Source organism: Deltaproteobacteria bacterium, from assembly GCA_016234845.1.
GTDB lineage: Bacteria > Desulfobacterota > Deferrimicrobia > Deferrimicrobiales > Deferrimicrobiaceae > JACRNP01.
In genome coordinates, this window is sequence record JACRNP010000081.1 from 1 (window position 1) to 11,451 (window position 11,451).

The following is an 11,451-nucleotide window of genomic DNA, read 5'->3' on the forward strand; positions in this document are numbered from 1 at the left end:
GTCGTGGTGTACTCGTCCTTGACGATCGCCGACTGCGTGATGTTGAACGACTTGTAGATCTTGCCGCTGATCTTCCACACCTCGCGCTTCTCGTCCCAGCTCTTGTCCTCGTCGAATTCGACCCCGAGGGTGGATGCGAGCATCGCGGCGGCAAGGTCCTCGGCGTAGTCGCCCGCCACCTTCTCGGTCTGGCCGAAGGCGTGATGCTCGCTCAGGTACCCGTATACGGACCGGTCGGACGGGAGGGCGCACCCGACGGAGGCCGCCACCAGGCGTCTGGGCTCGTCGCTGCAGCAGCGACTCATGACGACGAAGACGATCTCTCCCGGCTGGAGGAGCTTCAATCCCTCCTCCTTCTTCACGATCCGGCACTTGGGGGGAAAGATGCTCGACACCTGGACCAGGTTGAATTTCTGGATCCCGGCGTCGCGGAGCGCGAGCTCGAACGAGGTCAGCTGCTCCCGGTGGCGGCCGACCCCCTTGGTGAAAAAGACCTTCGTCGGAACGGACATGGGCGGCTTCTCCTTGCCTACTTTTCGGACTGGCGGGCGACGAGCCAACCCATCAGCCGGTAGCACAGGCGCGCGGCGAGGTAGTCCGGGGCCCCCATGCCGGCGATCGGGGCGAGCTCCATGATGTCGAACCCGACCACGTTGCGGTTCGCCCGCATCACGTCCCGCAGGATGTCGATCACCTCGAACCATGTGAGCCCCCCCGGTTCCGGGGTGACGACGGCGGGCATGATGCCGGGGTCGAAGACGTCCAGGTCGATGGTGATGTACACGTTTTCGGACAGCGAGCTGACGATCCCCTTCGTCACGTCGGCCACGTTGTCGCGCACCTCGGAGGCGTAGAAGGTCTTCACCTCCTCCGCCTTCTTGAGGTACCGGTCCTCCTCCTCGGACATGCTCCGGATGCCGACCTGGACGAGCTTCGCGCCGAGGTCGACGATCCTGCGGCCCACGCAGGCGTGGTTGTGCGGGGAACCGAGATACTCGTCCCGCAGGTCCGCGTGGGCGTCGAACTGGAGCACGGTCAGCTCGCCGTGCTTCTTCCGCAGCGCGGCGACCGCCGCGGAGGTGCCGGAGTGCTCTCCCCCCAGCAGCACGGGGATCTTGCCGGCCTTCGCCGTCGCCTTGACGCGGCTCTCCACTTCCTTCAGCGCGGCCGACGGGCCGCCCGTCGTCGCCGGGATCTCGGTGGTGACGAAGATCCCCGCCCGGTACGGCTCGATCTTGTTCTCCTCGTCGAACAGCTCCATGTGGGAGGAGGCGTCCAGGATCGCGCGGGGGCCGTTGCGCGTCCCCGCCATGTACGTCGTCGTGATGTCCACCGGGAACGGGATGACGGCGAAGGTCGCCTCCTTCCAGGACGCGTACCTGCCGGAGATCCCGCCGAATGTGACCGAGTATGGGATCACGTTGAAACCTCCTTTAAAGTTGAGGCCGTTCGACGGATTCTACCGCGGGGGTGTTCCGCCGCACAATACCGGACGTCCCGCCCTCCCGGCGTCCCGAAGGAGGAGGCGCACCGACCGGGTCCCCCGGAACACGTTTTCCTGCAGCGCGAACAGGAGGTCGGATCGCCCGGACCCGTCGGCGGGGATGGCATCGCGGTGGAACGCGACCCCTTCGACCCGTCCGCCGTTCCCTTCCGCCTCGAACCGGAGGTGCTGCCCCGCCCCGCCGATGCGGGAAGCCTTCGTGACGCGGGCGTTCCGGAGCAGGAAGAGCGGCTCGCGGTTCCCGACTCCGAAGGGGCGCATCCGCTCGAGGTCGGCGATCAGTTCCGGCCCGATTTCGCCGATCCCGATCTCCGCGTCGATCGCGCGGCGCAGGACGAAGGGGGAGACCTCCGCGTGGCGCGCCGCGATGACGGACAGCTCGCTCCGGAAACGACCGAGATTCCGCGAGTCGAGCGCGACCCCGGCCGCCTGGGCGTGTCCCCCGAACCGGGTGAGCAGCGGAGAGAGCTCCGCAAGGGCCTTCACGATGGAGAAGCCGTCGACGCTCCGGCACGACCCCGTCGCGGCGCCGTCCTCCTCCCGCAGCATCACGACCGGCCGGCCGTACCGCTCCAGGATCTTCGACGCCACGATCCCGAGCACGCCCTGGTGCCACGACGGATGGGAAAGGACGATCGCCGCGGGAACCGTCCCCGACGCCTCGATCCCCGCCACGGCCTCCGCGAGGATCCGCTCCTCCTCCCTCTGCCGCCTCCCGTTGTCGTGGGAGAGCTCGCGCGCGATCCGGGTCGCCTCCGCGCCGTCCGGGGACACGAGGATCCGCGAACTCCTCGAGGCGTCCCCCATCCTTCCGGCGGCGTTCAGGCGGGGTCCGACCCGAAACCCCAGGTCCGCCTCCGTCGCGTCCGCGGGGGAGATTCCGGCCGCGGAGAAGAGCGCGTCGATCCCGGGCCGGGGGTCCTTCCGGATTTCGCGGATCCCCTCCCGCACCAGGAGCCGGTTCGCGCCCAGCAACGGCGCCATGTCCGCCACCGTGCCGAGCGCGACCAAATCCAGGTAGCCGCGCATCCGGATCTCCTCGCGCCGTTCGAAGAATCCGCGCTCCCGAAGGACTTTTCGGACGGCGCACAGGAGCAGGAACGCCACCCCGACGCCGGCCGCCTCCTTTTCCGGAAAGGCGCAGTCGCGCCGCCGGGGGTTGACCACGGCGACCGCGTCGGGAAGGACGTCCCCGGGGAGGTGGTGGTCGGTGACGATGACCTCCACGCCCGCCTCGGACGCCTCCCGGACGGGTCCGACGTCGGATATCCCGAGGTCCACGGTGACCACGAGCCGGAATCCGTCCCGCGCCGCATCGGCCACGACGCGCGCCTGGAGGCCGTATCCTTCCCGGAGGCGGTCGTTCTGGTGGATCCGGACCGGGAGATCCGGGAAAGCCTCCCGCAGGAACAGGAAGACGCACGCGGCCCCCGTGGCGCCGTCGGCGTCGTAATCCGCGTAGATCAGCACGGGTTCCCCGCGCGCGCCCGCGGCGACGAGACGATCCGCCGCCTTGCCGGCGTCCTTCAGGAGGGAGGGATCGGGGAGGTCGGACAGTGTGCCGTGGAGGAACCGTTCCGCGTCCCGGAGGTCGGAGATCCCCCGGTTGGCGAGCACCGAAGCGGCGGCGAGGGTCAGGCCCAGGGAGGAGGAAAGCTCACGGACGAGGGCCGGGTCCGGGGCGAGCAGGTTCCACTCCCGTTCGACCGGCCCCCTCAACGCGCCTCCCCGGTCACCTCTTCACTTCGGTCATCTTCTCGCCCCGCCACAGGGCCACCACCGGACTGGCGACGAAGATGGACGAGTAGGTGCCGATCAGGATTCCGATCGCCAGCGCCAGCGCGAAATTGTGCAGCACGATCCCGCCGAAGACGAGCAGGGAGACCGTCGCGATGAAAACGGTCAGCGAGGTGACGATGGTGCGGCTCAAGACCTCGTTCACGCTGAGGTTGATCGTCTCGGAGAACGTTCCTTTCTTCCGGAGCCGGACGTTCTCCCGGATCCGGTCGAACACGACGACCGTATCCGTCAGGGAGTAGCCGCCGATGGTCAGCAGCGCCGTGATGAACAGCAGGTCCTTCTCGATGCCGAAGATGTAGAAGATTCCGACCATCGCGAAGATGTCGTGGAAGGTCGCGATCGCCGCCGCCACGCCGAACTTGAATTCGAACCGCCAGGCGAGGTACACGATGATCGCCAGCGCCGAGACCGCGAGGGCCAGCGCGGCGTCCTGGCGAAGCTTGTGCCCGATCGCCGGCCCGATCTCGGAGACGCTCTCCACGACGAACGGGTTCGACGGAAAGGAGCTCTTCAGCAGATTCACGATGGGGTCCGCGACCATCTTCTCCTCGGAGTTGGCGCCTGCCCGAAGCTTGATCAGGAGAATGTTCTCGCCCGGCACCCCCTGGAGCGTCGCCTCCTTGTGTCCCGCCTTCGCCAGGATCCCCCGGACCTCGTCCATCGCGATCGGCTTCTGGAACTTGAGCTGCATCGAGGTGCCGCCGGCCAGGTCGATTCCCAGGTTCGCCTGCCCGCGATACACCTGCACGGTGCCGAAAAGCCCGAGGAGCGTAAGGGCGGCGGAGACGGCGAAAGCGTATTTCTTCAATGACATGAAGTCGATCCGGGTGTTCTTGACGAGCTCTATCATCGCGCGGATTCTCCGGTCCCTTTATATGCTCAGCGTCTGCATCGGTTTCTTCGCGTTCAGGTAGTCGAACACGACCTTGGTGCACACCAGCGCCGTGAACAGGTTGATCGCCACGCCCATCGACAGCGACACGGCGAACCCCTTGATCGGGCCGGTGCCGAACTGGAACAGGATCACCGCGGTGATCAGCGTGGTCACGTGGGAATCCACCACGGTCCAGAACGCCTTGTCGTACCCCGCGTCGATCGCGGCGCGGACCGTCTTCTTCGCGCGGAGCTCCTCGCGGATCCGCTCGAAGATCAGGACGTTCGAGTCGACCGCCATGCCGATCGCGAGGATGATCCCCGCGATGCCGGGAAGGGTGAGCGTCGCCGAGAAGGCGGCCATGCCGGCCAGGAGGAAGAGGATGTTGAAGACCAGGGCGAAGTCGGCCACCAGCCCCGCGAACCGGTAGTAGAGCGCCATGAACAGCACGACCAGGAGGGCGCCGATCAGCGCGGCGCGGATCCCCTTCTGAATCGAATCCGCGCCCAGCGACGGGCCGATGGAGACGTTCTGGATCACCTTGACCGGCGCGGGGAGCGAGCCGGCCCGCAGGACGATCGCCAGGTCGGACGCCTCGTCCGCCGTGAAGTTCCCGGTGATCTGGGCCTCCCCGCCCGAGATCCGCTCCTGGATCACCGGAGCGGAGTAGATCGTGTCGTCGAGCACGATCGCCAGGCGCCGCTTCACGTTTTCGGCGGTCACGCGGTCGAAGACCTTGGCGCCCCGGGAGTCGAACGACAGGGACACGTAGGCGCCCCCCGCCTGGTTGCCGAAGTTCACCTTCGCCGTCTTGATCGTGTCGCCCGTGAGCAGCGCCCGCCGCTTCACCAGCATCGGGGTCTTCGTCGCGCGGCCCGTCTGCGGGTCCACCGACTTCTGGTAGAGGAGCTGGGAATCCTCGGGGACGCTCCCCTTCGTCGCCTCATCGAGGCTCGCGCCCTCGTCCACCAGCTTGAACTCGAGGAGCGCCGTCTTGCCGACGAGCTCGATGGCCCGCTGCTGGTCCTTCACGCCCGGAAGCTGGACCACGATCCGGTCCTCTCCCTCGGCGATGATCTGCGGCTCGGTGACGCCGAACTGGTCGATCCGGTTCCGGATCGTCTCGACTCCCTGGACGACGGCGTTGGTGCGGATCGCCTGGACCTCGGCCGGCTTCATCCGGGCGGTCACCGACGCGCCGTCGGCCTTCACCTCGCCCAGCGAAACCTCGAGCGAGGGGAACTCCTCCTTCAGGGTCGCCTGCGCCCGCGCCGCGAAGTCGCCGGGGGGGAACCGGAACGAGAAGCCGTCCGCGCCGGCTTTCTGGAACGACAGCACCGGCAGCCCCTTTTCGCGGCACACCGACCGCGCGTCGTCGGCGTAGCGGAGGATCGTGTTCTCGATCGCCTTGTCGATCTCGACCGCGAGGCGGAGGAACACGCCCCCCTGGAGGTCGAGCCCCAGGTTGATCCGGGGCATCTTCTCCTTCCAGGTCCCGGGAAGCGAATCGGTCAGCGACGGGGCCAGGACGACGATCGATACCGCCGTCAGCACGGCGATCAGGGTGACTCTCCAGGTGATGCTCTTCCACATGGTGCGGGGACGCTCCTTTCGGTTCCTGCGGCGGCCGATCTACGTCAGGCGGGTTTCTGCGCCTCGGGGGTCGCGGCTTCCTGGCTGGAGCCCGACACCGCGCTGCGGGTCACTTTCACGCGGACCTTCTCCGCGATCTCCAGGGTGATCGTCGTCTCGGTCAATCCCTTGACCTCGCCGTGGAGCCCGCCGGTGGTCGTCACCCGGTCCCCCACCTTCAGTCCCTTGATGAAGTCCTGGTGCTTTCGCGCCTGCTTCTGCTGGGGCCGGATGAGCAGGAAGTAGAAGATCACGAACATGAGGAGGATGGGGAGCAGCCCCATGAGGCCTCCGGCTCCGCCGGACCCGCCGCCCGGACTCCCTCCCATCGCGTACGCAATCCCTGTGAGCATCATCGGTCCAATGCCTCCTTCACTCTTTCGGCTCTTTGCCTGAACCGGTGAATTCTTTCACAAGATCGGTGAAATTTCCACGGAAAATCGCCTCCCGGGCGCGTTCCAGGAGGCGCGCGTAATAGTGCAGGTTGTGCACGGAGAGCGCCATCGACGAGAGCATCTCCCCCTGCAGGTAGAGGTGGCGCAGGTAGGCCCGGGAGAACGCGCCGCAGGTCGGGCAGCCGCACCGTTCGTCCGGGGGGAGCGGATCGTCCGCGTACCGGGCCTGCTTGATCGTCATCGGCCCCGCGGAGGTGAACATCATCCCGTTCCGCGCGTTCCGGGTCGGGAGGACGCAGTCGAACATGTCCACCCCGCGGGAGACGGCGTACAGGAGGTCCTCCGGCGTGCCGACGCCCATCAGGTAGCGCGGCTTGTCGTCCGGAAGGAGCGGCGCGGCGAGGTCGACCGTTTCCCGCTGAAGCTCCTTTCCCTCCCCCACGCTCACCCCGCCGATGGCGAAGCCGTCGAACGGCAGCGACAGGATCTCCTCGATGGAGCGGCGGCGCAGCTCCGGGAACATCCCCCCCTGCACGATCCCGAACATCCCTCCCTCCCCGAGTCGGCGCGACGCGATGGATCGCTTCGCCCACAGGGTGGTCCGCCGGACGGCGTCCTCCACCTCCCCCCGTCCCGCCGGATACGCGACGCACTCGTCCAGCGCCATCCGGATGTCGGAGCCGAGCGCCTCCTGGATCTCCACCGCGAGCTCCGGCGTGAGCGCGTGCGCCGCCCCGTCGACGTGGGACCGGAAGGAGACCGCCTCGTCGGACACCTTGCGCAGGGTGCTCAACGAAAACACCTGGAAGCCGCCGCTGTCGGTGAGGATCATGCGGTCCCACCCCATGAAACGGTGGAGCCCCCCCTGCCCGCGGATCCGCCCGTGCCCGGGACGCAGGAAAAGGTGGTACGTGTTCCCGAGGATGCAGCCGTACCCCATCTCCCGGAGCTGGTCCGGCCATACGCCCTTCACCGTTCCCGCGGTGCCCACCGGCATGAACGCCGGAGTGCGGAAGGACCCGCGTTCCGACGAGACCACGCCGGCGCGCGCCGCGGTGCCGGAGTCCCGGGCCTCGATGGAGAAACGGATCGTCATCCGATGAACATCGCGTCGCCGTAGCTGTAGAACCGGTACTTTTCCGCCACCGCCGCCCGGTACGCCGCGCGGACCGGCTCGATCCCGGCGAACGCCATCACCAGCAAGAGGAGGCTGGATCGAGGGAGGTGGAAGTTGGTGAGCATCGCGTCCGCAACCCGGAACCGGTACCCGGGACGGATGAACATCCGGGTCTCCCCTTCGGACGGAGCGACGGCGCCGTCCTCCCCCGCGCACGTCTCGAGCGTCCGGACGCTGGTGGTGCCGACGGCGACGATCCTGCCGCCTCCGGCCCTCGCCGCGTTGATCCGTTCCGCGGCCTCCCGCGTCAGCCGGTACCGTTCCGGGTGGATGTCGTACTCCTCGACCGTGTCCGTCCGGATCGGCGAAAAGGTGCCGTACCCCACCGATAGCGTGAGCCGGGCGATCCCGACTCCCGCGGCCGAAAGCTCCGCCAGCATCGACTCGTCGAAATGAAGCCCGGCGGTCGGGGCGGCGACCGAACCCGGAATGTCGGCGTACACCGTCTGGTACCGCACCGGATCCTCCGCCGCCAACGGGTCCCCGGGAGACCGGCGGATGTAGGGGGGGAGCGGGATCTCGCCCGCCTTCTCGACGGCTTCGGCCACCGTGCCTCCCCGGGTCGATAGGAAGACCTCCCACCGCCCGCCGCCGATTCGTCGCTCGAGCCGGACCCGCAACGTACCGCCGACCGCGAACTCCTCCCCGGCCGCAAGCCGCTTCGACGGGCGCGCCATCGCCTCCCACCGCTCGCCTTCCGTACCCCGGCTCCCGATCGGGGAGAGGAGGAACACCTCGACGGAACCGCCGCCCCCTCGCACGGTCCGGAGACGCCCCCGGATGACCCGGGTGTCGTTCACCACGAGGAGATCGCCGCGCCGAAGAAGGGAGGGAAGGCGGGAAAACGTCGTGTGGCCCGTCTCTCCCGTTCTCCGCGAAAGGGTCATCAACCGCGCGTCCCGCCGCCGCGCGGCGGGGCGCTGCGCGACCAGCTCCCCGGGGAGATCGTACTCGAGGAGCGCGGTTTTCAGGGCGCCTCCCGCGCGACCGTGACGCCGGGGTAGTACCGGGCGAGGATCTCCCGGTATCCGCGTCCCGCCCTGGCCATCCCGTTGGCGCCGAACTGGCACATCCCGACCCCGTGCCCGTACCCCCGCCCGGTGAAGAGCCACCCGTCCCCCGCCGGGGCGATCTCCATCCGGAGGCTTCGGACCCGCGCGTACCCCGCCGCCTTCCGGAACTCCGCCGCCCGGATGTCCCGTTCGACGCCGCCCGACGAGATCCGGACCCGCGCCGCGCGGCCCGTGGGACTCCGCCCCGCGACGGCGAACCGCACGTCCGTTCCCGCGCGGACCCCCACCGCCTCGGCGACCCGCCGCGCCTCCGCTGCGGACATCCGGTACTGCCACCGGTAGGCGGGGCTTTCGGAGCAATCGTTGCACTCCTGCCCCCGAAGGTACGGAATGTCCCTCCCCCAGGCGCCTTCGGCGGACTCCGTTTTTCCGCCGCAGGTCGAGTGGAAGACCGTGCGCGCCGGTTCCCCGCCGTACCATCCCATCAGCCCCCGCGTCGATTCGGCCGCTTCGCGGAACACCGGGAGAACGTCGCCGGTCCCCTCGAACACCTGGTCCTCCACGGTCGCCGCCACGTCGTACTCCGGGTCCCTCGGGCTGCGCACCGAGCCCGCGGCGTACGTCCGGACGGCGATCGCCTGCGCCGCCAGCGCCTCCCGATGGAAGCCGGGGGGCACTTCGCGGCTTACGACGGCGGCCACGTACGCCTCCAGCGGAACCGCGGCCACCGCGAGGATCCGCCCTTTCCGCGCGACGACGCGCACCCTTCCCCCCAACCCGCGCCCGTCGACCCGAAGATCCGGGGATCCCGCCAGGTCGATCGCGCTCCCGAGCAGCTTCGCGTTCCCGAACCGGATCCGCTCGCCGACCGCCGCGAGGACGACGTTTCCCGTCCCTTCCGCCACCGGCCGGCCGCCGGGATCCCATGCCCGCAAGGAATTCGCGAAGACGGTCAGCCGGCCCGGCCCCTCGGCGACGAGCACCCGGATGAACCGGGTCCCCGCCACCTCGGACGGTCCCGGCGCCACGGGTCCGGGCGCCGGCACGACGGGAACCGGCGTCCTCCGCCCCGTCTCCGTCCGGGCGGGGAAAGGCGCATCCCCCGCCGTGGGCATCGGCGGCGCCCCGGAGCATCCGGAAAGGGCGAGGATCAGAACGACGGCGCTCCAACGCCGGGCGTCCGGGTTGCGGAGGAAGGCCGGATGCAAATCCCCCTCACTCCTTCGGCGGCGCCGGGGTCACCATCTTCGCCATCTGCATGAACGGCGTGAGCAGGTCGATCGGAACGGGGAAGATGGTCGTCGAATTGTTCTCCGCCGCCACTTCCCGCAGCGTCTGCAGGTAGCGCAGCTGCAGGGCGATCGGATTCTCGGCGATGATCTTCGCCGCGTCGGACAGCTTCTGGGCCGCCTGGTACTCCCCCTCCGACCCGATGATCTTGGCCCGCCGCTCGCGTTCCGCCTCCGCCTGCTTGGCCATCGCCCGCTGCATCTCCTGCGGAAGGTCGATGTGCTTGATCTCCACCTTGGCGACCTTGATCCCCCACGGCTCCGTGTCCTTGTCCAGGATCTCCTGGATGTGCGCGTTGATCTTCTCCCTCTCCGACAGGAGGTCGTCGAGCTCCGCCTGTCCGCAGACCGACCGCAAGGTCGTCTGCGACAGCTGCGACGTCGCGTACAGGTAGTTCTCCACGCCGATGATCGCCCGGTTCGGGTCGATCACGCGGAAGTAGAGGACCGCGCTCACCTTCACGGAGACGTTGTCCCTCGTGATCACGTCCTGCGGGGGGACGTCCATCGCCACGACCCGCAGGTCCACCTTGACCATCTTGTCGATGGCCGGGATCAGCAGGATGAGGCCGGGCCCCTTCGACCCGATCACCCGTCCCAGCCGGAACACCACCCCCCGCTCGTATTCGTTCAGGATCTTGACGGCGCTGGACAGGAAGATCAGGACCAGTACCAGTGCGGCCGCGTACACGAACATTCGATGTTCCTCCTTGTGCCGCCCCGTTGCGTCCCCGGGACCGGCGATCCAATCGTTAGGTACTCAGGTTCCGGGCTCCGCCCTACGTCCACGCAATCGGGACTCCCGCTTCGGCGGAGTCGCCGCAGGAGGGGGGCGCAGTGAGGTAAAGCGCAGCCGTGCAGGTTCACCGCACGGCGAGCCACGAACGGAGCCCCCGCTCCGAGGCGACGCAGCCGAAATCTCCCGTTGCGTCCCCGGAGTCAGCGGTCTTCCTTCGGTTCGATGACGAGCGTCATCCCGTCGAGGGCCTTCACGGTCACGCGTTCCCCCTTGCGTACGGGGCGGTCGCACCGGGCGTCCCACAGCTCCCCGACGACGTGCACCTTTCCCTTCCCGTCGATGTCCGTGACCGCCTCCCCCGTCTTGCCGACCATCCCCTCCGGACCGGTGGACGGCTTGCGGAGCTGGCTGCGCACGGCCATGGAGATGACCACGGAGAAGAAGACCGCCGACAACGAGACCATGACGAGCAGGACGGTCCAGGAGACGCGCAGGAACGGGTCGGCGCTCCGGCGGAAGAGCATCAGGCTCCCGAGGACCATGGAGACGATCCCCCCGATGGCGAGCGCTCCGTGCGACTGGATCTTCAGCTCGAGAAAGAAGAGGAGGACGGCGAGGAGGATGAGGAGGAAGCCGGCGTAGTTCGCCGAGAGGGTCTGCAGGGCGTAGAAGCCCAGGACCAGGGAGATCCCTCCCACCACGCCCGGGAACACCGCGCCGGGGGACGCCAGCTCGAAGTAGATCCCGTAGACGCCGAGCATCAGCAGGATGTAGGCGATGTTGGGGTCCGCCAGCGCGGACAGGATGCGGTGCCGAAGCCCCATCGGGACGCGGGTCACCGACGCCCCTTTCGTCCGGAGCGCGAGGACGGCATCCCCCTTCCGCACCGTGCGGCCGTCGACCCGGTCCAGCAGGTCGGCCAGCGACGGGCTCACGAGGTCGATCACCTTCCTCTCGAGGGCGTCCTTCCCGGAGAGGGAGGCGCTCTCCCGCACGGCGCTCTCGGCCCAGTCGGCGTTGCGCCCCGA

11 protein-coding genes are annotated in these 11,451 nt (G+C 68.6%); all 11 read right to left on the reverse strand.

The features are described from left to right. Positions 1–512: arginine decarboxylase, pyruvoyl-dependent (locus HZB86_06130; GenBank protein ID MBI5905113.1), on the reverse strand; the 512-nt coding region annotated here is incomplete at its 3' end. Between the two features lie 17 nt (positions 513–529). Then, a complete protein-coding gene (speB, locus tag HZB86_06135; GenBank protein MBI5905114.1) occupies positions 530–1,420 on the reverse strand; it encodes an agmatinase in 891 nt (296 codons plus the stop codon). A 39-nt stretch (positions 1,421–1,459) separates the two neighbouring features. After that, positions 1,460–3,223: a single-stranded-DNA-specific exonuclease RecJ gene (recJ, locus tag HZB86_06140; GenBank protein ID MBI5905115.1), complete on the reverse strand. Its 1,764-nt coding sequence runs from the start codon at positions 3,221–3,223 to the stop codon at positions 1,460–1,462. Positions 3,224–3,236: 13 nt separating this feature from the next. Then, complete coding sequence (secF, locus tag HZB86_06145) at positions 3,237–4,151, reverse strand: protein translocase subunit SecF (protein MBI5905116.1); 915 nt, start codon at positions 4,149–4,151, stop codon at positions 3,237–3,239. Between the two features lie 24 nt (positions 4,152–4,175). Further along, on the reverse strand, positions 4,176–5,771 hold the full coding sequence (secD, locus tag HZB86_06150) for a protein translocase subunit SecD (protein ID MBI5905117.1): 1,596 nt from the start codon (positions 5,769–5,771) through the stop codon (positions 4,176–4,178). A gap of 44 nt (positions 5,772–5,815) precedes the next feature. Then, positions 5,816–6,163, reverse strand: a complete 348-nt coding sequence (gene yajC / locus HZB86_06155; GenBank protein ID MBI5905118.1) for a preprotein translocase subunit YajC — start codon at positions 6,161–6,163, stop codon at positions 5,816–5,818. A gap of 19 nt (positions 6,164–6,182) precedes the next feature. Further along, the gene (tgt, locus tag HZB86_06160; protein ID MBI5905119.1) at positions 6,183–7,301 is read right to left on the reverse strand and encodes a tRNA guanosine(34) transglycosylase Tgt; all 1,119 of its coding nucleotides are present in this window, start codon (positions 7,299–7,301) and stop codon (positions 6,183–6,185) included. Then, entirely contained in the window at positions 7,298–8,353 is a 1,056-nt protein-coding gene (queA, locus tag HZB86_06165; protein ID MBI5905120.1) for a tRNA preQ1(34) S-adenosylmethionine ribosyltransferase-isomerase QueA, read from the reverse strand. Before queA ends, tgt begins: the two co-directional genes overlap by 4 nt. After that, complete coding sequence (locus tag HZB86_06170) at positions 8,350–9,441, reverse strand: SpoIID/LytB domain-containing protein (protein MBI5905121.1); 1,092 nt, start codon at positions 9,439–9,441, stop codon at positions 8,350–8,352. The genes queA and HZB86_06170 overlap by 4 nt, the downstream gene beginning before the upstream one ends. Before the next feature lie 169 nt (positions 9,442–9,610). Continuing rightward, positions 9,611–10,381 (reverse strand): slipin family protein, encoded by a 771-nt coding sequence (locus tag HZB86_06175; GenBank protein MBI5905122.1) that lies wholly within the window; start codon positions 10,379–10,381, stop codon positions 9,611–9,613. 242 nt (positions 10,382–10,623) lie between these two features. After that, on the reverse strand, positions 10,624–11,451 hold an 828-nt coding region (locus tag HZB86_06180), incomplete at its 5' end, for a nodulation protein NfeD (protein MBI5905123.1).